Raw genomic sequence first — 24,859 nt, 5'->3', positions numbered from 1 at the left:
AAGTAACTTTTTTATATCTGACTGTTTTGCCTACCTATAAATCAGAGTACTTAATTAGTGAAGCGGGTATAAGGTTATTGTAGCCAATACCGTAAGTGCCACTTTACCAACCTAAAGATGCTAGCCAACCATTTATTTCTTTAATTAATAATGCCTTAGGATAGCTACTTGGGGTAATGTTATGTAGCTGTTTTTGCCGATAATAAGCCTTCATTTCTTGTTTTACCGCATCTGCCCTTAACTGTGCCGCGCTTTTAACATTAATGTTATCGCGAAAAAGCGTTAGGTCGAGCACTGGGATAGGTAATTGAGTTATATTGAAAGCTACGGTTTTGTTGTCTTCTATTGTTGGCAAAAAGCTACTGAGTAAAATAAGTGCGGTGGGGAGCTCTGTAACTTCCTGTTGATAAATATTAGTTAATAACGCGCCGTTACTACCTTCTGATATAACGATAATAACACCAGGGTATTCTTTGGCCTGTTGGTGTATTTGCTTAAGCAATAATGCTAAGTCATCTTGGTAATCAATTAATGCTTTTTTATTGTTTTCAATACGCTTTTCACGTTCAATTGCGTGCGAAGGGTAGTTGCTTGGTTTTGCAGGTGGTTGAATAGTAATTGTGGTCCAACCTTGCTTGGGTAATTGTTGACGTAAAAAGTTAATCGCCTTAGAGCCCGTCGCATTTTTTTGCCAGTCTGGTAATAAAATCAGAACCCCTTTAGCCAGGCTTGTTTTATTTATTTCAAGTAAGGTGACATGCTCTTTCATACCTACGAGTATTGGTTTTACTATGTCGGGCTCAAGATAATGTTTAAGGTCTTCTTGTTGTTGTTTTAGAAAATTAATGGGGGCGACAATTTTTCGCTTTTCGTTTGTTAATTGCTCATTAGCGTTTTCGGTTTGATCGTTAGCTGCATTGCCAGGTTTTTTTTCATCGGCATTAGCCTTGGCTGATTGTTGTTCTGTTGTAGTTTTTTGCTCTAGAGCAACTTCATTCTCTTGTTGAGCTGAAACAGTAACGCTTGGCACAACAAAAAGAAAAAATAGCAGAAATAATTTGATAGGGGTCACGCAACGTTGAAACATGTTAGGCCTTATTTAAAAACACTACTGTATTATCGGCAAAGTACAATATAACTTAACACTGGCTTTAAGCGATACATTGAGTTTATACCAAGGTTAAATAAAAGGGCAGTTAACCTTAAAGGTTAATTTTTCTTGCGTTTTCGGATGCGCCAACGTTAAAACATTTGCATGAAGCTGTAAACGTGTACTCATTGCTAGAGCTTGTTCATGAGCGTACAGTCTGTCACCTAAAATAGGATGGCCAATTGATAACATATGTACTCTTAATTGATGTGAGCGCCCAGTAATAGGCGTTAAGCGAACTAGTGTACTGTTTTCTTGATAGTCAATAACGGCGTAGTGCGTTAGCGCTTTCTTGCCATTAATTTCATCAACTTTCTGCATTGGCCTATTTGGCCAATCACAAATTAGTGCTTTGTCTACTGTGCCAGTTTGCTGGGAAATATTGCCATAAACTCTAGCAATATAGCTTTTTTCTGTTAAACGTTTTTCAAATTGACGACTAATTTCAACATGAGCAGGTTTGTTCAGCGCCATAATTATAATGCCTGAAGTTGCCATGTCTAATCGGTGAACAATGGTAGCTGTAGGCAATACAGACTGTACTCTGTTTTGTAAGCAGTCTTGATGCTCTGCTAACCGGCCAGGCACGGTTAGCAAACCGCTGCCTTTATTCAGTACAACGATGTCATCATCTTGATAAATAATATCAAGATATGGCGACATTGGTGGCTGATAAATAAAATCAGGGTTTGCTGCCATTAGAGTGCTCTATTGGGTGAAAATAGCATTTAGTTACTCACCACAATTAGGCGTACAGCTTCAAATTTTAGCTGTGCGTGCATAATGTAATGGCTAAGTTCTTTTTGCTGTAAATTGATAAAGTCGAGTTCTTCTTGGCGAACACTTGGGTTTATCGCTTTTAATGCGGTTAAGCGTTGATGTTCTTGCTCAAGCTTCTCTGTCATGGTTGTTAAGGCTTTCGTTTGAATTGCTTCTACGAGTTGCTGGGCATGAGTTTCAGCTTTACCAACTAATGGTGTTATTTGATCTTTCAATGCTTTAACCAGTTGAAGGGCTATTTGTTTTTTCACAGGTGACAATTGTTGGTCAAGTACGTTTTCACTTACTTTATCAGCTAAATTGTTACCCGATTTATCAACTAATACTCTTAGCGGCGTAATGGGTAAATAACGGCCAAGTTGTAGCTTGCTTGGCGCCATTGCTTCAACGGTAAATAAGCACTCTAAGAAAAAGGTACCCGCTGGTAGTGCTGGGTTTTTCAGTAAACCTATCGTTGAATTACCCGTTTCATCTGACAAGACAAGATCCATGGCACCCTTTACCATGGGATGATCCCAAGTTAGTAAATGATAATCTTCACACGCTAATGCCGTATCTCTATTAAATGTAACCGTAGTGCCGTCTTCCGGTAAGTATGGAAAGTTAGCGCAAATCATATGTTCAGTAGGTTGTAATGCAATAGCATTGTCAGATTTGTCATCTTGTGCAATACCAAATACATCGAATACTTGGAACATATATTGAGGTAATTGAATGCCACTATCTTGAGCATTTATACGCTTAACCAGTTGTGTGGCTCTGCCTTGTCCAGAAGAGTTTAGCTCAAGTAGTTTATCTCGACCGCTTTCAAGCTCTTTTTTTATCGACAGGTGTAACGCTTTACAACTGTCAATTAATTGTAATTTTTCAGCTGATTGAGGATCAGCAGCAAGTGCGAGTTCAAATAACTGTTCATTATAAGCTTCGTAAACCGCTCGGCCAGTAATACAGGTGTTTTCAAAAGCATCTAAGCTTTGCTGATACCAATCAAATAATGTTTGTTGTGCGGAATCTTCAAAATAAGGTACATGTATTTTTATTGTGTCGGTCTGACCTATTCGGTCTAATCGGCCAATACGTTGCTCTAACAGATCAGGGTTGCTTGGTAGATCAAATAATACTAAGTGGTGCGCAAATTGAAAGTTACGCCCTTCACTACCAATTTCAGAGCATAGCAATACCTGAGCGCTGTCTTCATCTTGAGCAAAGTATGCAGCTGCACGGTCACGTTCAAAAATAGATAAACCTTCGTGAAATACCGCTGCACGCATCCCTTCTTTGGTTCTTAAAGCAGCTTCTAAATCAATTGCGGTTTGTGCATGTGCACAAATAACCAGGACTTTTTCTCTATTTAACGACTTTAATAGCTCGATTAAATAATTTACACGAGGGTCAATTTCATACCAGTTTTCATGGCTATCAAGAGCATATAAAATTTCAGGCGTATAAATATATTTAGCTTTGTTATTCGTGGCTATTGCTTCTCCACTTAATAGAAAATCTTCAATTTTTTCTTGATATTCAGCAGGTAAAACTAAAGGGTGTGCGTTAAGTTGTCTTTTGGGAAAACCTTTAATGGTATTACGACTATTTCTAAATAATATACGACCAGTACCATGGCGATCTAACAGTTGGCTCAGCAATTGTTGTCGTGCATCATCTTGTTGTTCGGCTGAGGTAAGCTGAACAAGCAAGTCACTAATGTTGCTTTCGCTTAACAGTGTTTTTAGCGTGTTTTCTTGTATGTTGGTAAGCGCCTCTTTACTGACAAGAGCATTTGCAGCATTGGCAACCTCAGTATAGTTTTGCTCTTCTTCAAGGAATTTTTGATAATCAAAAAAACGATCAGGATCGAGCAAGCGCAGACGAGCAAAGTGACTTTCATGACCTAATTGGTCGGGAGTTGCTGTTAACAGTAATACCCCAGGAATTGTTTGCGCGAGTTGTTCAATACATAAATACTCAGTACTGACATTGTCGACTTGCCAATTTAAGTGGTGGGCTTCATCTACTACCGTTAAATCCCATTCTTCAGCTATTAACGCCTCATACCATTGAGGGTTGTCGGTAATAAAAGCCAAATTTACTAACACTAATTGCTCTGAACTAAAGGGGTTCTCTTGGTCACTTTCTTGACATCTACTTTCATCAAAAATACTAAACTTTAAGTTAAAGCGACGAAGCATTTCTACTAGCCACTGGTGCATTAATGATTCGGGTACAATAATTAAAATTCGTTGTGCGCGGCCTGTTACTAATTGCTGATGAATAATTAAACCAGCCTCTATTGTTTTGCCTAAACCTACTTCGTCAGCAAGTAAAACCCTTGGCGCAAATCGAGTGCCTACTTCTTCAGCAATGTGTAACTGATGTGGAATTAAGCTTACACGCCCACCTATAAGGCCGCTAAGGTCGGATTGCTGTTGGTTAAATTGATGCTGTAAGCTGTCTTTACGTAATCGATACCAATCTAGACGATCGACTTGTCCGTTAAGCAGTCTGTCGTGGGGTTTATTAAATTTGATAAAGTGATCTATCATCACTTCTTTTAAACTTGTTTGCTCACCATTGTCTGAACGAATGCCGTGGTAAGTCACTAGCGCGTCTTCTTCAATTTTTTCTACGGTTAAGCTCCAACCATCATGGCTAGGAATTTTATCACCTTCATTAAAGATCACGCGTGTTAAGGGTGCATTTTCGATCGCATATTTTCTAATATCGCCAGTAGCGGTAAACATGATTGTAACAAAGCGACCTTCAACTGTGGTTACAGTACCTAATCCTTGATCTGACTCTCCATCACTAATCCAACGTTGACCAGGGTAAAACGACATAAAAAATAAACTCCAAAACTAGTTATTTGGCCCAATTGCGGTTAGGGCGAAAAAAGGGCGCTATGGTAACGTTAATCATAGTTGTGATCATTAAATAAATCTGTAAAAGGTGATATTTTAGATAAAAATTTTTTTAAATGAGTTACCTTTATAGGGTGGTAGGTCTAATTACTAGTATACGGAGCAAGTAAGTATGAGTGAATTTTCGAAGGCTTTTACAACATTTACTGTTCGTAGCTTATCAATAGTTTTAGCATTAATAGTAATGTTACTGGCAAACTTATCACATGCTAAGCAAGTCCAGATAACCGAAAAAGCCGTTTTAATTTCCTCTGTTTCTCTCGCCACAGGGAGCCGCTACTCACCATTTATTGATAAAAAATTACCCAATGGAGGTTGGTCTGCGTCAGTGATTAAAGCCGTTTTTAAGCAATTAAATATTGTTATTAGTATTGACGAGCTTCCTTGGTCTCGCGCTTTAAATAGTACTAAAGCTAACATTCACTATGGTGCTTTTCCCTTTGTGGAGACAAAAGATAGAAATAATGACTTTTATTATTCAGAGCCAATAAACTATGTGCCAATAGAAATTATTGCCAATGAAAAAGTTACTGCAACTACGGTAGAAGAGTTACAAAAGTATAGCTTTTGTTTGCCTTATGGTTACAGCTCTGCAAGCGACTTTTTTACTATACTTTCACCACAAAATATTACCCATGCGCCTACTACTAGAGACTGCTTAAATAAAGCTAATAATGGTTGGGCTGACATAGTGTTAGTCAATCAATATAATCAGGTATTGCATGAAAACCGATACACTCACCTAAAGGTGTTGCCCATCTCTGTTCAACACGAGCCGCTTTTTTTTATCGTTGCTAAAAGTCACCCTCAAGGAAAAAACCTCATTACCTTGTTTAATCAAGGTCTTAAAACGATTAAAGAAAATAATGTGCTCAATGAAATAAATAAACAATATGAAGCTTTGTTAAATAACCTGAGTTCGGGATAATGGATGTGCATAAAAAACATTTAAAACAATGTTTTACAGTGTTTTAGGTGACTTTTTATAAGTACTAGGTGCATTGTAACTCAACCAATGCTAAAAGTTTTGTGTGAATTAAGGCTGATTTGTGTATCTAATAGCTGGCTATTAGTAGCAAATTATACGCAGATACGCGCGAAAATCTTAGCTTTGCTGTACTTAGCTTATCCCGAACTCAGGTTAAATAGTAAATAACGTTAATACTAAGCTTATCAATCAGTTTAATTAACTCTTCATAAGTTAGGTTGCAATCATTGTTTAGTTGTAGTTATATTTTCGTATTCTATGAAATAGAGGAGCATAACTTAACAATAATTGTTGCGTAAGGTTTCATAAGAAATACAAAAACAAGGTATTTAGGTTGATCGTTACACAACATATTGATAGGGCTATGCATGGACTTTATAAGACTTTCATAAAGTACCTATTTATGCTTTCATGTTAATGTAGAAACAATTAACTATCTATATTAAATATTAAAAAGTATTCACATCTATAAAAAAATTACATTGAAAAGGAATTAAACAATGAAATTTAAAACTTACTCAAGTTTATTAATATTTATCTTATCTCTTTCAAATAATGCCTTTGCAGCTTCAGTACCTTTTAGTTGGTGCGATGAAGGGCGAGAGTGGACAAGTGGGACTGCCAACATAGAAGCTCAGGGGCCGGATTATGTACTAACAAATTCATCACGACAATTTGCTGGTGATACGAATTGGACTGCATCATTTGAGGATATTGACTTCTATTCTGATAATAACTTTGTGGCAACTGATAAAGCAAATATTGAAGGAAATGCTTATAAACATATAACCCTTACATCACGTGGATTATCTCATATTTCAGCTGTTTTAAGTACTGCATGTTCATATAAAAAGGTATGGGTGCATAATTCGCCAACAATCAGTAGTTCGAGCCTATCAGGTGTCAAACTATATCTACAACAGTCATTGGTAGCATTGATGAATATTCAAAAGCAGCAAGAGAAGGAGTTGGGGCAGTTATAGCTATAACATATGTTAATTTTTCATACTCACCCTCGCTGGTATATACCGAATACGTTTCTTCTGGTTCTCACTCATTTTCCCCTCCATATGATGGAGAGTATGAAGTAATAGCCAGCATTTCTGATGGTACATTTAGTAAATCTGTCCCTCTTGGAGTAACGTTATATGTAGGAGGTGTACCATGTTCAACTTGCGGTGGTTTAAATTAGCTTTACGAATGAACAAAATAAAATATATAACCTTGAGTGCGGTAATTTTTAGTTATTATCACATTAAAAAATAAAGGAATGATTAATGAAACAAATAATAATACTTGTACTGTTGACTATATTTTCAACTAATGCAGCAGCAAATAATTCACAAAATTTCTTTGTTGGGGCCTCTTATCTAAGCGCTGAAACAGATTGGCTAAATGACTCAGAATACAATTCAGGATATGATGTACATTTAGGCTATAACTTTACCTCAATGTATAAATTAGAATTAAGTTATTTAGATTTAGGTAGCAACAATATAAATACACTTGATTATAAATTTCCTATGGATTCAGGAGCTCTATCTGTTTCTGCAATTGTGAACTACCCTGTCGGGGATATTAACATAATAGGTAAACTTGGTACTTCTATCAAAGTAGTGAAATTCCTAGCCAATTAGAAAAGGAATTTAACTTTGATGATTCCTCAACAGGACTGGTTTTTGGAACAGGTGTTTCTTATTTTATGACCAAAGGTGTTGAATTAAAAGCAGAGTGGAATATTGCTCCCAATACTAATTTTGCGTCTATAGGTTTAAATTACCACTTTTAATATAGAGATTTAATTTTATATTGTAGGGATTGTAATATATGAAAGCCATACTAATAATTGTCGCTAGTGTTTTGTTGTTTGGTTGTACTTCTAATCAACTAAAAATATTTGCAGCGGAAGCTATTTCAGGAAGTGCCATTGGTTATAGTAAAGAAAGGTGTGGTGCTATTAAAGTAGCTTGCCCACTAGAACGTTACGATGAATGGAAAACATCAAATGGGAAGTTTGGTTGCTCTTGTGCTAGATAGACATCTTGCCTTTAATTAATCATCTAGGGAAACTCTCTGTTACGGGATACAATTTAATTGTAAAGTAAATAACAGGCAGCTCCCTTGTTAACTAGCGACTATGACAAAGTTGCTTGGTGTTAACAATGTAATATAAGTTAGCTCAAGGGCGTTCAGAATTACTCTGGCGGTTACTCCACCTCTAAGTGGGCTGGTTAGCCAAGTATAAGCCGGATTCTTAGAGTTTAACATTCATTCTTTATAGTATTTTGTTGAAGCCATCCTTATTCATTCATTTGAAGTTCTATCAAATCTGCTTGCCTGTTTGTGGTTAAACTGTCAGAGTTAATTGCTTCTTTGTGAGCTATGCTAACCAGCTTTCACTATTGAATTTGGGTGATACTTATGAAAAAAGATAATATGAATGAAGAAAAAACGCTTTATATCTTAGACACCAATATTTTACTCCATGAACCGTTCGCCTTCCTCTCATTTAAAGAGCACGACGTAATAGTGCCAATGACAGTATTAGAAGAGCTAGACTCAATAAAAGATAGAAAAAGAGACGTTAGTCGAGATGCACGTGTAGCAATTCGTGCATTAGAGGATGCATTAGCTAATGCCACACCTGAACAAGTGTTAGCTGGGGTTTCTTTACCCAATAGTAGCGAAAATAATGCCAGTGGTTGTTTGTCTATTTTTAATGACTTTGCCTTAGAACACGTAGTGGGTAATTTATCTTATAATCAGAACGATAACCGCATTATTAATACCGCTGTTCATATTCAAAACACACACACCAACAATAAAGTTGTTCTTGTAACAAAAGATATTAACATGCGTCTAAAAGCTAGAGGTGCAGGGTTAAAGCATGTTGAAGATTATCGAACTGATCAGCTAATTTCTGATATTCAATTTTTAACCAAGGGGTATCATAAATTTGATGGTGACTTTTGGGACAAAGTTAAAGACTGTGAAAGTGAAACAGAAGGCCGAAATACCACACATTATGTCAAGCGCGATATTTTACCTTCTGTCTACATGAACGAATATTTAATTGATGATGGTGAGCACTTTGCAGGGAAAATAACCGGTTACGATGATGAACGGCTTTCATTTGTAGATTTAAGTCGAGAGCGTTTATTATCAAAAAATGCTTGGGGAATAACTCCTAAAAATATATATCAAGGCATGGCAATGGATGCGCTATTAGACCCAACCATAGATTTAGTTATATTAACAGGCCCCGCAGGTAGTGGTAAAACAGGTATTACTGCAAGCTTTTTTTCAATATTTGTGCAGACCTATCTACAGACCTTATTCTTACTGAAAAAATTGAGTATTTATAACAGGCTAAGATCTAATCTCTCTAACATGTCATTAAGTTTGACTTAAAGAATAGAACCATTAATCAATAAATATAAATAACGGATTTAACCTGCAAGAAGGCACAAACAAAAATAATAAAGCTAAGGTAAATCTAAAATGCTAATTAATGAAAATCGTTCTCAAAGGAGAACTAAAATGAATAATCCAAGTGAAAATAGAAATCCAAGAGTATTAGATACATCGGCACTAGTTCATGATCCAAAGTCATTGCTCGCTTACAGTGAAGATGTATACATCTGTCTAACGGTTTTAGAAGAATTAGATAACTTAAAAGAGAGAACTAATAAATCGGTAAGTGCTGATGCTCGTGTATGTATCCGTATGCTTGAAGACATTATAAACGGGCACAGTGCAGAAGAAATGGAAGCAGGTATTCCATTGCCTTCTACTGAAACAGCTAAAAGAGGCAAGTTGTTCATTGGTATTGATACTCAATTGGACATGGCAAAAGAGTTAAAGCACACGATTGGTAGCGATGCTGACAACAGAATAATTAACTATGCACTGCATCTTCAGAAAGAGTTAGATAAAGACGTTACCATCGTTAGCCGCGACATTAATATGCGACTAAAAGCTCGAACTGTTGGTGTTATGGCCGAAGATGTATCCGTTGATAATCAAATCGCAGATATAGATTTGTTATATACAGGAGTACAGGCTTTTGAAGGTGATCTTTTTGATCGAATTGAATCAGATAAAGATTTCAAAGTCTCAGGAGAGGTTTATACATTTCCAATAAGCTTGTTCAATGATGAAGTTCAGCCAAACATGTATTGGTACGATGAAGCCGGACACATTGGCCGGATTTCAGAGGTAACAGACACTGAAGTTTTCACGAAGTTATTGCCGCGTAAGCAAGAAAAAGTATGGGGCATATTGCCTAAAAATCAGCGTCAGGCGGTAGCTTTAAGCCAATTAACAGACCCTTACTATGACTTAAATATCATCCTTGGTCCTGCTGGCTCCGGAAAAACTTTTTTGGCAGTTGCTTCGGCGCTGCATCAAGTATTGGAGTTGAAAAAGTACAAAAAAATCGTTGTGGTGCGCTCCAGAGACTTCATGGACGACGATCCCGGATTCCTTCCGGGGGATTTAACAGAAAAATCAATGCCTCTTCTAGCTGGCATTACAGATGCACTTATCTCGATGCACTCGGGTGATAATCATGAAGGAAATATTCATGCTACTGTTGAACATGTGATCGAAAAAGCCAATATAGAATTTACTAGCATGGCTTACTTTCGAGGCCGTTCAATAGACGATGCTGTTTTAATCATTGATGAAGCTCAAAACATGACACGTGCTCAGATCAAAGGGATGTTGAGTCGAGGAGGAAAGAACTGCCGTACTATAGTACTTGGCAACCTAGCCCAGATTGACGATAAGTTTGTCACACCCGCATCTTCTGGTGCAAGTGCGGCTGTTAATGTATACCGTCATTATGAAAAAGGATCAGTGCTGATTTTTGATGAAGTAGAGCGTAGTAGCTTGGCTGAATTCACTGAAAAGAACATGTAGATATTAAACTACAATTCACATTTCTTTATAATATTGCGACAATAGCCACTGCTTTTTGCAGTGGCTTTTCAGAGAAGCCAGTTTCCACACATGCGGACGAAATGGATTTACTCTGGTTTTAAAGATTAATCATACATTGAAGATGTAATGACTTAGGTGCTGTGGACCTTAGTTATTATGTTTTGGTGTGCGTATGTCTTTTGAATCAGAAGCGCTTATAAGTAATGTAAAGCGTCAGGCAAAGAGGTTGTCAAAAAAGTTATCAATTACCCTTGGACAAGCCCAAGAAGGGGTGGCTATTTGTCTGTATGGCTGTGACAGTTACAGCGATTTATTAGTAAAAATAAAAGCTGAATCTTTTGACAACCCATTGATAGCATTGTCTGCCCTCTCACCCAACTCGGAAATATTTTTAGTAAAAATATTAGCCAGCCACTTAGGTAGCATCATCGGAAATTTTGAAAAAAAATTTCCCGGCTCCAATATAAATGAAGAAATGGTCGTATCCCTATTTGGGCTTAGCTTTTCAGAGTTCAAACTCAAAATATCTACATAAATTTGTACAAATACGTAAGTTGTAATTTTGCTTTTTGGCTATATTATAAGATGAAGGCTGAACGGACAGCCTACGCCTACACATGTTTTTCGCCTGAAGAACGTGAACAGTGAAGCGGAGCATCCGAAAAAATTTGGTTATTTGAACAATAAATAAAGCAATGTGTTGGTAGGCCATTGTTTATTGAGAAGTTGTTTGGAGAACTAAATGATCTCACTTTATCAATTAAAGAATAAGCTTAACAAACAAGCAAAAGAGTTTGCTGAGTTATTAGAGTTTCCTGATCTTTACGCCCAAGGTTTGTGGGCTAGAGGTGTTTATAACAGCCCTCATTTTTCTGATACCCATAATTGTCTCACCGAGGTATTTGAACAGAAAAAGCTAGACTCAATTCTAAAGCACGATTCCCTAAAATACTTAATGATCAACGAATATGATGATCAAGAAATTATTGAGTCGCTTCATAAAGAAATTGAGTCAATGGCAAACCGTATCGAAAGCCTAATGCTGGTAGATATCAATACATTAGAGTTAGTTTCTGTGATATACCAAGTTTTAGGGTTGCCTGAAGATGCCAAGTTTATTGTAAATACAGGAGCAGACTTCCGCTTAGAGTGGCGACCATACTTTGATGCCTTTGATGATCCGTTGATAGTTCAATATGCAGATTTAAAAGTTCATGGTTGTTATTTCAGGCTCATAGCTTCAAAGTTTCCGTTTGAAAAGCTTTCCTTGGATAACATTAAAAAATACATGTACATCAATCATGTAAACCATGATGGTGAGTTCGAAGGCTGTATTTCTGAAGGCAATACATTTTCTAAGCATGAGCACTGGCTGGTGTTGACACTTGAATTATTCAGTAGCGGTAAAGTAAATAAGGCTCAGTTCAATCCAACAACCTTCAAAATCGAAGGTATGCGCTATTTGGTATATGGTTTCCCACTGATTCCTTCCTTTGTATCTGATTGGCACAAACCTGATTTATGTCTACGAGTCAAAAATCTAGATGGCGATCAGAAGTTCATTGTTCGTGTCGATCAGCAAGCTCTTGTTTTCCATGCACGCCGTGTCGATATCAATTTTTTTAACACCATCGATTATGAAAAATATATTTCGTTGTATCAGGCTAGCGTTCTGTCACATTTTGATGCTGACAACAATTTAATAAAAGTTAATGGAGTTAAGTACCTTAGTTTTTTTCGCCCGTTTTGCCTAGAAGATAAGAAGGAAGCACAAGCATGAGACCAAGAGTAAAACTAACTAACGCAACACTCATCTCAATTAAATCTGACTTAAAAGATAAGGTTGAACAGGTGCTTTACGCTACTTTTGCTGAGGATAGTAAGAACGGTAAAAAAGGTGAGGCTTTGTTCACCACGAAAGTCATGGAAGTAAACGGTCTTGAATATAGAACTTTTGGTGCGGATTTTTATACCTTAGATGCTGAACCCAAAGAGTTTGATGTAAATGTATTTGAATTCAATTTAATGCATGAGTGTATGTACTCTCCTAATGAGTTATTAGAGCTGAGAGAAATGCTCCCTGCTGGCTATTAGTAGGGAGTAACAAATGGGTAAAACATTTTTAAAGGATGCCTATATAGTCTCAGTCTATGACAATAAAAACTTTGAACAATCATTTCTTGGGGAGTTTTTATCTGGTGTTGTTATAGGTGATGAAACATTTAGATTTCGCCCTTTCGAACAAATAGTTTCTTCTCAAGTTGTGACTACAACTATGGTTGAAGGGGAACTAGAAGTTCTGACCCATAATGGAAGTTGCTATGTGATTGATACTAAGTATAAATTGTTTAAAGTTTCGACTGCTGAACTTAAAGTTATGAGGGCTGGTCCGTATTCACCTGAGCGTATACTAGAAATTAGAGAGCAACTAAAAAATTTGGATTAAACAAGAGAGAGTTTAAAACCAAAAATTTTTGTTTCTTAAGTTTATCTTAAGGAAGCCTATTTATAGTCAAGCTATTAGCAGTTGAAAGAGATTTCCAAATGCAAAATTTAGCTCAGACTTCATCAATACTCGCTCCTCAAAAAAGCAAGGATCGTGTTCCCTTCGACATGGATGTCTGTTTTTTTAGCAATGCTAAAAAAAGGGAAGAAATATCAACTTTTATTCGTGATGGTTACAAAAAAGCTTTTAACGCTGATATATCTGTCACCATGCCAGCGTTGCTTTATATTGAGGATAAAAACTTAAAAGCCGCCTTAGGTATGAGAGGGGGTAAAGATACTTTCTTTGCTCAGCAATACCTTGATAAGCCAATCATTGAGTGTGTTAAAGGCCACTTACCTGAAGTTGTTGTTGAGCAGCTTGTTGAAATTGGCAGTTTGTACAGCAATTCTAATCGATTCACTATTCCGTTATTCATGGTGACGGCAGCCACTTCATATTTGTTAGGCAAGAAAGCACTTATTTTGTGTGGTACTGAGCATGTACTTGATTTGCTGACTAAATCAGGCGTTGAGTTTTATAAGTTAGCCGATGCTAAAGAAAGTTATTTACAAGAAAGTACTGATAATTGGGGCACTTACTATCAAACAAATCCGCAAGTAGTGTCGGTATCACTAGAAGCGGTTATGGCCCTAATTGAAGAAAACAAGTTCTACAAAAAGTTGTTTCATCGTCTTGCCGGAAAAATAGAAACTACCTGTTTAAAAATGGTAGGTAAATTATGATATTGAAAGCGATATTTCAAAATGACCCTAATAGTGTTGCTATCGAAACACAAAGCAATACCGTTAGCTATGAAGAATTATCCAAGCAAGTTGAAAGCGTTCATAATTGGTTAGTTGATCATAACGTCAATGTCTTAGTTCTGGAAAGTGACAATGTACCTGAGTGGGTGTATATCGACTTAGCGTGCCAAAAAGCAGGTGTAGTGTTTATTCCTGTCCCGCCATTTTTTTCAAAATCTCAGATTGATAGTGTCATTGCACGTGTTGAACCTGACGTAATTATTCAACCTAAAGACAATTCAACGTTATGGGAAACGTTTATTTTTCCCGTCTACCAGTTCTCAAAATTTAAGCGCTCGAACAAAAGCAATATGCCTAAAGGCACCAGCAAAGTGACCTTTACTTCTGGCTCAACTGGGCAACCTAAGGGAGTATGTTTAAGTGTTGAAAATCAATTTAAAGTTGCGAATTCACTTGTTGAAAGAATAGGTATAAAACAGCCAAAGCACTTTTGTTTACTGTCATTTTCTACATTGCTTGAAAATATTGCGGGTATCTATGCTCCTCTGATGGCTGGAGGCACAATTTGTATTTATTCCGATAACGAAAGAGGCTTTAACGGTTCCTCGGTTACTTCACCTAATGCTTTGTTAAATGCAATTTCAAGTGTTAAACCAGAAACAATTATCTTAGTACCTGAATTACTCCAGTTTCTATTACATGCCAATAGCAGTGGTTGGCAGCTACCCAATTCGTTTAAGTTTATGGCATTAGGCGGTAGCAGAGTTGCTCCTTCGCTTCTAGCTAAAGCCGCTAAAATTGGATTTCCTGTTTTCCAAGGTTACGGCTTATCAGAATGTGCGTCGGTAGTGGCTTTAAATAGCAGTGAAGCAATCAATGACTTTTCAGCAGGTGAAGCGCTACCTCATTTATCAGTAGAGATTATTGACGGCGAATTAGTGGTTGAGGGCAATGTATTTCTAGGATACTTAGGGTTGCCTGAAACTTGGTATCAACAAAGCGTTAAAACTGGTGATATAGCATCAATTACTAACGGACGTATCGAAATTAAAGGACGCAAATCCAATCTGTTGATCAATTCATTTGGCCGAAATATTTCACCAGAGTGGGTGGAATCTGAATTATTGGCGACGAATGCATTTTCTCAAGTCGTGGTATTTGGCGATGCACAACCATCACTCGTCACTCTTATTTATCCAATAAATCGTGAGCTTACAAGTGAATTTCTAGCCACAGTTATTGACACAGTAAACCAATCACTTCCAGATTATGCACGTATTAAGCACTTTTATATTCTGGAACAACCTCTTTCATTAGAAAATGGGCAGCTAACATCGAATGGCCGCCCTAAACGAAATCAAATCTTAAACAACTTTTCCCAAGAAATAGCGGCGTTGTATCGCCAAAGCAGTGAGAAGGAAATTAACCATGAAATTATTTGAAAGATTACAAACAGAAACCGCTAATGAGCGCAATTATCTTAATTCTTCACCAATTATCAAGCGCTGCTTTGAAGGTGAAATATCAGTAGAAGATTATGTGAAGTTTTTAAGTCAAGCGTATCATCATGTAAAACATACCGTACCACTATTGATGAATGTCGGCGCGAAGTTGCCAGAGTCAAAGGAGTGGTTAAGAGAAGCGGTTGCGGAATATATTGAAGAGGAACTAGGTCACCAAGAGTGGATTTTAAACGATATTGCCGCATGTGGATTTGATAAAGGAATAGTTCGTCACAGCAAGCCGAATTTTAACACGGAGTTGATGGTTTCTTATGCCTATGACGCAATAAATCGAATATCACCACTTATGTTCTTCGGTATGGTTCATGTACTTGAAGGAACGAGTATTGCTTTAGCGGACAACGCTGCTGAGGTTATTACAGGCAAACTTCAATTACCACAAAGTGCTTTTTCATACTTAAGGTCGCATGGTGCACTTGATATAGAGCATGTCAAATTTTTTGAAAATTTGATGGATAAGATAACCGATAAAGATGAACAAGATATTATTGTCGAAAGTGCAAAACGATTCTATGTCTTATACGCCAATATTTTTAGAAGTTTAGACAATCCGGAAAAGCTTATTAGTGAGGAGAAGGCTCATGCAGCCTAAACATATTTGTCTTCTCACTGGTGCTACTGGAGGCATTGGTCAAGCGATAGCTCAGTTGTTTGATGCTCAAGGCTTTCAGTTAATTTTACATGGTAGAAATGAATTGAAGCTTGAGACATTGCAAAAGTCATTAAAAGGAAATCATCATATTATTTGTGGTGATTTAAATGATGCAGAGGTGCGCCGTGTACTTATTGACGAGGCGTTTGCAGATCTAGCACATCAACCAACCATGTTGATTAACAATGCTGGTATTTCTCAGTTTAAAAGTTTTGACGAGATACATGGTGATGATATCGAATCGCTCATCAGTACAAACTTGATCGCAACAATAGATTTTACTCGCCTATTTCTGTGTCGTGTAAAGGAAAGTAGCACGATAGTTAATGTCGGCTCTGCTTATGGGGCTATTGGATATCCGGGGTATTCACTTTATTGCGCCAGTAAATTTGGCTTGAGAGGCTTTACAGAAGCGTTAATGCGAGAGTTAGCTAATAGCGATCATAGGGTGTGTTATTTTGCTCCACGGGCGACGAACACCTCAATCAATTCAACAAGCGTTCAGCGAATGAACAGTGAACTGGGTAATAATTCCGACACTCCAGAATTTGTCGCGCAAGAGTTGTTAACGCTTATAAACAGTAAAAGTGCTCGTAAAACAGTTGGTTGGCCTGAAAAGTTTTTCGCCCGAATCAATGGCGTTTTACCTGAAGTTGTTGATAAATCGATTATTAAACAAACGAAAGAAATTCTTACCTTCGCAAGAGGAGAGCAATAATGAAGTACATTAAACATTTTTTAGCACTAAGTGCGATTTACTTTTCAGCAACTGTAATGGCTGATACTCCAAATGAATTTGATGATGCATTGTTAAAATTGCAGCAATCGTGGGCATCTGTCAATTATGAGTATGATGGTAAAGAACAAGAGGAAGTATTCGAAAAACTGAATTTAGAAGCAGAGCAACTTACTTTTAATTACCCTGAAAAAGCCGAAGCATGGGTATGGAAAGGCATCGTTGAGTCCAGCTATGCTGGGGCAAAAGGTGGTTTAGGGGCGCTTTCTTTGGCAAAAGCGGCGAAGAAGTCATTAGAAAAGGCTCTTGAAATAGATGATCAAGCACTGATGGGATCAGCCTATACTAGTTTAGGTACGCTTTATCATAAAGTACCCGGCTGGCCTATCGGTTTTGGTGATGATGATGGCGCTAAAGTAATGTTAAATAAGGCATTGGCTATCAACCCAGACGGGATCGACCCAAATTATTTTTATGGCGAATACTTATATGATGAAAGAGACTATAAGCAAGCGCTAGTTTATCTAGAGAAGGCAAAGCAAGCACCGCCACGTGGCACTAGGCCATTAGCTGATAAATATCGCCATGAAGAAATTGAACTATTGCTTGCTAAAGTGAACAAAAAACTGAAAAGATAGCAAAAGCATAGAGATATGGCTTATTTAAAAGAAAAAGAGGTTTGATGAGAGTACTGTTAGTCGAAGACGATAATCAATTAGCTAACGGATTAAAAGAGTCTTTGAGACATGAAGGTTATAGTATCGATCATGTCTCAAATGGCTCCGATGCCGTAACAGCAAATAAAACAAATCCTTATGATTGCGTAGTGCTTGATCTTGGCTTGCCCGACATTGATGGTCTTGACGTGCTCAAGTCTTTGAAAACATCTAGAAAAGTAACACCTGTATTGATTTTAACAGCCAGAGATGGTGTTGAAAGCAAGGTCAAAGGGTTAGATTTAGGGGCTGATGATTACTTAGCTAAACCATTTAGTATGCCAGAGTTATTGGCACGATTAAGAGTCATTGAGCGCCGAGCTGGGACGAATTCCTCTTCGATTATCTCACATAAGGCAGTATCACTTGATACGCAATCTCACACGCTGGAAGTTAACCAACAGCCTATAGGTTTTTCGCGTCGAGAGTATATGATCGTCAAATCATTAATGGAAAATATTGGTCGTATACAATCTAAAGAGCAGTTAGAAAATAAGCTTTACGAATGGGGGGAAGAAGTTGCCTCCAATACCATTGAAGTTCACATCAGTAACGTGAGAAAAAAATTACCGCCGGAATTTATAAAAACGGTTCGAGGTGTCGGCTACGTAGTGAGCAAAAATTAGATGACAATTAAACGCTATTTGTTAATTGTTATTTTATCTTCAATTGTACTAGCAACATTTAGTGCCGCGTTGCAAGGCTTTAAAGCGAGTAACCAAAAGCTAAACTTTGTATTCGATGGCGAAATGCGCTCAATTGCTTTTACCTTGAAAAATAGCCCAATAGCGCCAAGTGATTTTGACGTTGATACACATTCATCATTTGCTTTTCAAATTTGGAAAGCAGATAAGCTCATAGTTAAAAGTAAAAATGCCCCTAGTCAAAAAATAGCGAACTCAACTGAGGAATTTGGTTATAGAAGTTTTTTGGGTAACCACTGGCGCTATTTCTCTCTACTTGACGAGCACTCACATGTTATTGTTGCACAACCGATGCCGCAGCGAATTGAGTCAATTGAAGAGGTTTTACTAGAGGCTGTTTTACCTATTGTCATTGTTATTCCTATTATTGGCTTAATTGTATACTCTGCTGTTAATAAGGCTTTGTCACCCATTAGAACACTTTCAGAAAGCGTTATGCAGAAAGATGCATCAGATTTAACACCTATAAATATCGAAGCAAATACAACAGATTTAGAGCCAATTCAAAATACCATCAATGGTTTACTAGAGAGGCTTAATGCCGCATTTGAGCGGGAAAAAAGTCTAGCCAGTAATGCAGCACATGAACTAAGAACGCCTATTAGTGTGCTAAAACTCAATGCTCACAACCTTAAAATAGCATTTGAAGCAGAAAGTATTAAAGAGCAAAATATTGATGACCTAACAGCTAATACCGAAAGAATGGCACATGTCATTGAACAAGTGATCGCTCTTAACCGGACTACACCTGAGAACTTTGACGCAAAGAAAACACAATTTAATATTAGCAACCTCCTCCAAGAAGTCATTGCGAGTAATTTCAGTAAAATCGACTCACAAGGCCAGTCAGTTTCATTAAATGCGACTTCAATGAGCATTTTCGCTGATAAATTTTCATTGGAAACGCTATTTGACAACTTGATAAAAAATGCCATCAAGTACAGCGGTATAGGTGCTGAAATTCTAATATCAGCAACTAGAAATCGGGATAATATTACAATATCAGTTGAAGACTCTGGCCCCGGTATTCATGAAGATCAGTTAGATAAAGTTATGCAACGGTTTTATCGGGTCAAACATCATGAGCAAACAGGAAGTGGTTTGGGGCTATCGATAGTCAGTCATATCGTTGCTTTGCATAAAGGAAATGTCACTTTAGGGCGTTCATCACTTGGCGGTTTAAGAGTTGATATCGTATTGCCACATTTAGATATTGGGAATATCGATGCAGGCTAGATTGACAAAAATAATTGTACTTTCTGTTTCTCTTTGGGCTGCATTTAGTGTGTGGTCTAAACCTTTGGAGTTCCATATAACCCTGAAAGACCATGTGTTTACACCTTCACAAATTACTATTCCTGCTAATACGAAAGTAAAGCTAATCATTCATAACGAAGATGATTCAATAGAAGAGTTCGATAGCTTTGATCTAAACAGGGAAAAAGTAATTTTCCCAAACAAGAAAGGGCGTATTTTTATTGGCCCATTACCTGCTGGTCGATATGAATACTTTGGTGAATACTTCCCAAAAACTGCAAGAGGGATTGTTATTGTGGAGGATAGCAATGTTAATTAATACTGTGCTTCTTTTTATTAAAGATATTTTACCAATTTTTGTATTGCTGTCTTTCATTGTTGGGATAATTCCTGATATCAAAGCAAGTAAATTAGATTTGAGTTTTTATGCAGGAGGGATAATTTTTTCGGTTCTACTTATATATACTCAAATTGAAAATATTGGCGAGTTATTTAATGGTGATGGTATCGAAGTATTTTACTGCTTGACCAATAGCATAGTTTACATAAGTTTATTAGCAGTAACTCCATTACTAAGTAAACAATCAACACTGAATGCTGTTTTAAGATATTTACTCATAGTGGCGATCACTTTATTTACAGCCGCAAATCTATGCGAATTTTTTATCTATCTCTCAGCAATGGTTTCTAGTAACCAAACATTTATAAGCATGTTCATTGGTGGATTCTTTGGGCTTGGAATCTGCTTAAGCTTTAGTATTTTGCTTACTATTTTTTTAAGAAGCTCGTTAGCAAATATTAGCTGTCTGAAGCACTTTTTTTGGGTGTTATATCTGGCAGGTTTTGCAACTCAAAATGTTTACCTTCTCCAGCAAATCGATTTGGTAAGCACTAGCAGTACGTTATGGGACATCTCAAACTTTGTTGCTGATGCATCAGAGTATGGTTATTTACTCAATACATTAATTGGCTATAAGGCCGCACCAACGGCAGAATATGTAGTGACTTATTTCGCCAGTGTAGTGATTACATTGATGGTAATAATTTTGCCAGCTAAGAAGCTAAATCCTACAAATACACCTATTGTGAGGAACGAAAAATGAGAATATTGTCGATCTTCGCCTTATTATTTTGTTCACAAGTATTGGCTGACGGTATTGTCGTCGATAAAGTTTATCACCCTTATGTGCTGCCAAATGAAACGGAATTTGAATGGCGTTTGTTGTCAAGACAAACTGACGATGGAAACTTACTTGGTCAAAGGGTAGCGTTTGGTAAATCTTTAAATGAGTCTTTAATGCTAGAAGCTTATTTGGTTGGTGAAAAAACGGAAACTGAAGACTTTGGACTACAAGCCTATGAGGTAGAACTGCGTTGGATGGTAACCGAGCAAGGGGAACAATGGGCTGACTGGGGAATGCTATTTGAGCTTGAAAAATTGCATCAATCAGATGATTGGGAATTTACAACAGGTGTGCTTTTTGAGAAAGAATTTGGCCAAACTAGCTTAACAATGAATGCGTTTGTCGTTTACGAATGGGGTGAAAACCTAGAAGAAGAGTTTGAAACCGAGTTCCGATTAAAATATCGCTACCGCTGGATGCCGGAATTACAACCTGCAATTGAAATATACAGCGGAGAGGAGTTCTTTGGGATAGGGCCAGCATTTATGGGCATTTATAGAATCGATAGACAAAAGCAAGTGAAGTGGGAAGCTGGCTTTATTTCTGAAATATCTCAATCAGGTAAAGATCACAGCTTTAGGTTGGCATTAGAGTATGAATTTTAAACGAGGATGAAATTGTGCATTTAAGCGTAATCATATTTGCTATGATGGTGGCTGTATTTTCCTCACTTTTATTATGTAAAGTACGATACAAAAATAGAGCAATGACGTTAAAACAAGCTTACATAAAGCATGAAATGTTATTTGAGTTAACAGTAATATTTGGAACCTTTGCTGGCATACTTATCGATCTACTTATTGGAGATTCACTTGCAGTGAAGCTTGTCGCTGATACATTAATTATCCCACTTTTAGCTTTTGTTTTTATGCGTCCTTTTTTAAATATGAATGAGTAATTATTGCAATAATTTGAAAGTCTGACATCGATATAGCGCTGCCTAAACCAAAAAGCTTAAATTAAGCTTAACTATTACCCGAATCTTTCGGTAAAAACTTATACCCATTAATCATTGCAGAAACCAACCCAGACTTTTCTCGTCGCTCACCAAAACACCCAGAATATGCAATGGAATTAGTACTAATAAGGCATAAAATGCGTATAAATGAGTTGTAATAATAGGAGAACGAAATTCTCTAAGTTGCTTATAACGTTCATCATCAACATTAACCTTTGAATAAGGTTTGATTGCGTCAAGTTGAGTTTCGTTAACTGCAATGCTTTTAGCGAAGTGTTGCCCTAATGGAGGATAGTAGATGTCAGTCCCTGCTAATATTAATCCCGTCGCCATTTGAATTATCATTGCAATCAGCAAGGCTAGCACCATGAGCTTACCTAGCGGGTTATGGCCTGTGTAAGCCTGTTTTGGAGATCTCCTGAACTCTGTGAGTTCTTTTTTATACCCTTTCATAAATGGCAGAGTACGTGACCACTTTTCATTCGATGTGCCTATAAAGCCTATGACAAGCCGAATAATTAGGTTGATGGCAAAAATATAACCAATCGAAATATGTATGGTTTTAAGTAATATTTTGGCGTCTACCGTTACACCAAGTGTTTTACTATTAAAGATAATTAAGCCAATCACTATTAGTAAGCTAATTGTGATGACATTTATCCAATGAAAAAGCCTGATGCTTCTAGGCCACACATAAGTAAGTACTTTAGTTTTATTCATTACATTTCTCCTTTTGGGGTACATGCAATGGTTAATAGGTTGCTTGACCTATTGTTTTCTTACCCCACTATTAATGTTAATGATTATTTAAAGATTTTTCATCGGGCATGTGATTAATAAGCATAGGGCAAATGTACCAAATCAACATTGATTGGTTAATTATTATAAGAGAACCAATTGTTTTTGAAAGCCACGCTACCCCAAAGTGCGTGTGCAAGTGCTGTTTCGTTTTCTTGAACAGAACTTTGTCTAGGCTGCAATGACATTGAGGTTGGATCATAACTGAACCCTAAGGCAGGTTTATTGGGACGTAAGATCGTGGCCCCTGCCTCTGTTAGATATGCGAAATTACTTGCATATTGCATCATCGCACGTTGATGAATATTCTCGTTGGTTAAATCTTGCCCTATCATTGGCGAGTCGTTTGCAACCCCGATTAAAGATAATACTGTGGGAGCCAAATCAATTTGGCTGACGATTCGGTCGTCTTTTGCTGGCAAGTGTGTACTATTTAAGATTACGGCAGGTATATGAAAGTTGTTAATGGGCACCAAGTTTTTTCCCATAACTCTCGCATCGTGATCAGCCACAATTAAAAAAACGGTATCTTGCCAATAGGGTTGTGACTTCGCCTTACTTATAAACTCACCTAAAGCATAATCAGCATATTGAATAGCTTTATGTCTTAGCAACTCTTTACCATCGTATTTTAAAAGTTGTTCCTTCGAGTAATTAATGGGAGAAATAACATCTTGCGGAATCTCAAACGGATCATGATTACTGGAGCTAAAAATAAAACTAAAAAATGGCTTTCCCTGTTTATGGAGTTTTAACAATTCTTTATCTGTTTGTTTGAAAAGATCTTCATCACTTGCTCCCCATGAACCGACAAAAGCAGTCTCTTCAATATCGTCAAAATCGACTATATCGGTAAATCCATTACCTAAGAAAAAGCTCTTCATATTGTCAAAGTGGCTTTCTCCGCCATAAATAAATTGAGTGTTATAGCCGTTATCTTTAAGTAGATTGGCAATGGTAAAGAAATTCTTTTGTGACTTGTCTAGTTTAACCACAGCACGTGCTGGTGTTGGGGTAAAGCCAGTGATAACGGCTTCAACACCTCTTACCGAGCGTGTACCAGTGGCGTATAGTTGTTTAAATCCCCAGCCTTCGTTATATAACTTATCGATGTTAGGTGTTAGTTCAAGCCCGTCCAGTTCTGACACATATTGTGCGCCCAAACTTTCTTCTAAGATTATGACTAGGTTTTTCGGCTTACCGTGATAAGTAGGCTGACGAATGGCTTGAGTCGGTTTACTTTCGTTGTAGAAATTTTCGCTCTTTAGGCCCGTTTCATTTCTCACGATTGAAATCACTTTATCTTCATCCATTTTGCCATATATTTTTGCTGCACTTTTTTCATTTCCGATTGCTTTAATGGCATGGGCTACACTGTAGCTAGAATTTAAGGTAAGTGAGTTGACTAACGGATCTGTAGAGAAATAAACAAAAGAAGGGTTTATTGGGCGATGGTCAAATGTTCCTCTAGCAAATATTGCGGATAGTAATATGAATAAAATAGAGGCAGATACTTTTGATAATGATGAAAGCTTTGTTTCTAGGGTAAAACCATTGGCAAGTTTTTTAGCAATAGGGAAAATAATAAATTTCGAAATTAATATTAGTGAAATAGTAACAATAATAAGCTCATCCCAATGTCCGCTGACTAACATGCTAGCCACCTCCTTTGGGTATATGAGGTATTCAATAAATAGCCGATTTGGTCGTAACCCATATTCGTTTATAAAGGGTGGGGTTGCCAATTCGAGTAAAAAAATAGAAGTAAGAATAATTGCGAAGTAGGCCATAAAAATAATACGAAAGTGCTTATTAAATCTTGGAAGGTGTTGTGAAACGCTATGAATAAGCACGGGCAATATAAGCAAGTAGCCGATACTGCTTAAGTCAATCCTGAAACCATTAGTAAGAGTCATGGCTATATCTTGGTAAGTAGTAAAATGCTCTAGTTGCCAAAGAGTAAAGCCGAGCCTAAATATACTTAATGTTGCCAATATAAATAGGCTAAAAATGATTAATTGTGTTGTGAGTAATTTAAGTTGGTTTATCACAGATATTCTACTACTGATGTCTATTTAGCAGTAAAACTAACCGACAAACCTTAAGAAAAGCTTAAGCTACCTCTTCTTATTAAATCATTTAGGGAGTAGCCAATATAGGAGCGATAAAAATGAGGGGATCGTGATAAAACTAAATGAAAAAGTTAACAAATACATAGCAACCTCGCCTTTATTAATAAAAACAAGGAAGCAAAAGAAAGCAGTTATTACCCCAACAGCAATACTCATCACTAAACTAAAGG

General features: G+C 37.1%; 25 protein-coding genes and 1 pseudogene. 21 read left to right on the top strand and 5 right to left on the bottom strand.

The genetic code is table 11. The features are described from left to right. Nucleotides 1-103 precede the first annotated feature (103 nt). The 3 genes from QUD79_RS13555 to rapA form a co-directional block, all read right to left on the bottom strand. Complete coding sequence (locus QUD79_RS13555) at nt 104-1,087, bottom strand: DUF3530 family protein (RefSeq protein WP_184421124.1); 984 nt, start codon at nt 1,085-1,087, stop codon at nt 104-106. Nucleotides 1,088-1,180: 93 nt separating this feature from the next. Then, nucleotides 1,181-1,849, bottom strand: a complete 669-nt coding sequence (locus tag QUD79_RS13550) for an RluA family pseudouridine synthase (RefSeq protein WP_184421126.1) — start codon at nt 1,847-1,849, stop codon at nt 1,181-1,183. A 29-nt stretch (nt 1,850-1,878) separates the two neighbouring features. Then, nucleotides 1,879-4,764, bottom strand: a complete 2,886-nt coding sequence (gene rapA, locus QUD79_RS13545; RefSeq protein WP_184421128.1) for an RNA polymerase-associated protein RapA — start codon at nt 4,762-4,764, stop codon at nt 1,879-1,881. 193 nt (nt 4,765-4,957) lie between these two features. Here rapA and QUD79_RS13540 point away from each other — a divergent pair, with 193 nt between their 5' ends. The 21 genes and pseudogenes from QUD79_RS13540 to QUD79_RS13440 all read left to right on the top strand — a co-directional run bounded on the left by QUD79_RS13540 (nt 4,958) and on the right by QUD79_RS13440 (nt 21,699). Then, a complete protein-coding gene (locus QUD79_RS13540; protein ID WP_184421130.1) occupies nt 4,958-5,773 on the top strand; it encodes a substrate-binding periplasmic protein in 816 nt (271 codons plus the stop codon). A gap of 560 nt (nt 5,774-6,333) precedes the next feature. Further along, complete coding sequence (locus QUD79_RS13535) at nt 6,334-6,816, top strand: hypothetical protein (RefSeq protein WP_184421132.1); 483 nt, start codon at nt 6,334-6,336, stop codon at nt 6,814-6,816. Between the two features lie 294 nt (nt 6,817-7,110). Further along, nucleotides 7,111-7,470, top strand: coding sequence for an outer membrane beta-barrel protein (locus QUD79_RS13530; protein ID WP_184421134.1), 360 nt, complete (start codon nt 7,111-7,113; stop codon nt 7,468-7,470). A gap of 190 nt (nt 7,471-7,660) precedes the next feature. After that, the gene (locus QUD79_RS13525; protein ID WP_184421136.1) at nt 7,661-7,870 is read left to right on the top strand and encodes a hypothetical protein; all 210 of its coding nucleotides are present in this window, start codon (nt 7,661-7,663) and stop codon (nt 7,868-7,870) included. A 384-nt stretch (nt 7,871-8,254) separates the two neighbouring features. Next, a pseudogene (locus tag QUD79_RS13520) lies at nt 8,255-9,115 on the top strand (PIN domain-containing protein); the annotation flags it as partial. Nucleotides 9,116-9,373: 258 nt separating this feature from the next. Then, entirely contained in the window at nt 9,374-10,756 is a 1,383-nt protein-coding gene (locus QUD79_RS13515) for a PhoH family protein (RefSeq protein WP_184421140.1), read from the top strand. A 193-nt stretch (nt 10,757-10,949) separates the two neighbouring features. Beyond that, nucleotides 10,950-11,312, top strand: a complete 363-nt coding sequence (locus QUD79_RS13510) for a hypothetical protein (protein ID WP_184421142.1) — start codon at nt 10,950-10,952, stop codon at nt 11,310-11,312. 207 nt (nt 11,313-11,519) lie between these two features. Then, nucleotides 11,520-12,557, top strand: a complete 1,038-nt coding sequence (locus tag QUD79_RS13505) for a hypothetical protein (RefSeq protein ID WP_184421144.1) — start codon at nt 11,520-11,522, stop codon at nt 12,555-12,557. Beyond that, nucleotides 12,554-12,871: a hypothetical protein gene (locus QUD79_RS13500; protein WP_116001666.1), complete on the top strand. Its 318-nt coding sequence runs from the start codon at nt 12,554-12,556 to the stop codon at nt 12,869-12,871. Before QUD79_RS13505 ends, QUD79_RS13500 begins: the two co-directional genes overlap by 4 nt. A gap of 13 nt (nt 12,872-12,884) precedes the next feature. Beyond that, nucleotides 12,885-13,223, top strand: a complete 339-nt coding sequence (locus tag QUD79_RS13495) for a hypothetical protein (protein ID WP_184421912.1) — start codon at nt 12,885-12,887, stop codon at nt 13,221-13,223. Nucleotides 13,224-13,321: 98 nt separating this feature from the next. Continuing rightward, nucleotides 13,322-14,008, top strand: coding sequence for a thermostable hemolysin (locus tag QUD79_RS13490; RefSeq protein WP_184421146.1), 687 nt, complete (start codon nt 13,322-13,324; stop codon nt 14,006-14,008). Continuing rightward, complete coding sequence (locus tag QUD79_RS13485) at nt 14,005-15,471, top strand: AMP-binding protein (RefSeq protein WP_184421147.1); 1,467 nt, start codon at nt 14,005-14,007, stop codon at nt 15,469-15,471. The genes QUD79_RS13490 and QUD79_RS13485 overlap by 4 nt, the downstream gene beginning before the upstream one ends. After that, nucleotides 15,458-16,144 (top strand): iron-containing redox enzyme family protein, encoded by a 687-nt coding sequence (locus tag QUD79_RS13480; protein ID WP_184421149.1) that lies wholly within the window; start codon nt 15,458-15,460, stop codon nt 16,142-16,144. The genes QUD79_RS13485 and QUD79_RS13480 overlap by 14 nt, the downstream gene beginning before the upstream one ends. After that, nucleotides 16,134-16,922 (top strand): SDR family oxidoreductase, encoded by a 789-nt coding sequence (locus QUD79_RS13475; RefSeq protein WP_184421151.1) that lies wholly within the window; start codon nt 16,134-16,136, stop codon nt 16,920-16,922. The genes QUD79_RS13480 and QUD79_RS13475 overlap by 11 nt, the downstream gene beginning before the upstream one ends. Continuing rightward, entirely contained in the window at nt 16,922-17,578 is a 657-nt protein-coding gene (locus QUD79_RS13470; protein ID WP_184421153.1) for a tetratricopeptide repeat protein, read from the top strand. Before QUD79_RS13475 ends, QUD79_RS13470 begins: the two co-directional genes overlap by 1 nt. Nucleotides 17,579-17,622: 44 nt before the next feature. Continuing rightward, the gene (locus QUD79_RS13465) at nt 17,623-18,282 is read left to right on the top strand and encodes a response regulator transcription factor (RefSeq protein WP_184421155.1); all 660 of its coding nucleotides are present in this window, start codon (nt 17,623-17,625) and stop codon (nt 18,280-18,282) included. Next, complete coding sequence (locus tag QUD79_RS13460) at nt 18,283-19,596, top strand: sensor histidine kinase (RefSeq protein ID WP_184421157.1); 1,314 nt, start codon at nt 18,283-18,285, stop codon at nt 19,594-19,596. It abuts the gene before it with no gap. Further along, the gene (locus QUD79_RS13455; RefSeq protein ID WP_184421159.1) at nt 19,586-19,936 is read left to right on the top strand and encodes a cupredoxin domain-containing protein; all 351 of its coding nucleotides are present in this window, start codon (nt 19,586-19,588) and stop codon (nt 19,934-19,936) included. Before QUD79_RS13460 ends, QUD79_RS13455 begins: the two co-directional genes overlap by 11 nt. Continuing rightward, a complete protein-coding gene (locus QUD79_RS13450; protein WP_184421161.1) occupies nt 19,926-20,720 on the top strand; it encodes an FTR1 family protein in 795 nt (264 codons plus the stop codon). The genes QUD79_RS13455 and QUD79_RS13450 overlap by 11 nt, the downstream gene beginning before the upstream one ends. Further along, the gene (locus tag QUD79_RS13445) at nt 20,717-21,406 is read left to right on the top strand and encodes a hypothetical protein (protein ID WP_184421163.1); all 690 of its coding nucleotides are present in this window, start codon (nt 20,717-20,719) and stop codon (nt 21,404-21,406) included. Before QUD79_RS13450 ends, QUD79_RS13445 begins: the two co-directional genes overlap by 4 nt. 14 nt (nt 21,407-21,420) lie before the next feature. Beyond that, nucleotides 21,421-21,699 carry a hypothetical protein gene (locus QUD79_RS13440; RefSeq protein WP_184421165.1) on the top strand — a complete coding sequence of 93 codons (279 nt, stop codon included), beginning with the start codon at nt 21,421-21,423 and terminating at the stop codon, nt 21,697-21,699. A 111-nt stretch (nt 21,700-21,810) separates the two neighbouring features. Here QUD79_RS13440 and QUD79_RS13435 read toward each other — a convergent pair whose 3' ends face one another. Then, nucleotides 21,811-22,479 (bottom strand): cytochrome b/b6 domain-containing protein, encoded by a 669-nt coding sequence (locus tag QUD79_RS13435; RefSeq protein ID WP_246454843.1) that lies wholly within the window; start codon nt 22,477-22,479, stop codon nt 21,811-21,813. Nucleotides 22,480-22,634: 155 nt separating this feature from the next. After that, nucleotides 22,635-24,212 (bottom strand): LTA synthase family protein, encoded by a 1,578-nt coding sequence (locus QUD79_RS13430; RefSeq protein ID WP_246454844.1) that lies wholly within the window; start codon nt 24,210-24,212, stop codon nt 22,635-22,637. Between the last annotated feature and the right edge of the window lie 647 nt (nt 24,213-24,859).

It is taken from the genome of Thalassotalea piscium, from assembly GCF_030295935.1.
GTDB lineage: Bacteria > Pseudomonadota > Gammaproteobacteria > Enterobacterales > Alteromonadaceae > Thalassotalea_B > Thalassotalea_B piscium.
This window is presented reverse-complemented; position numbering and strand designations above follow the sequence as displayed.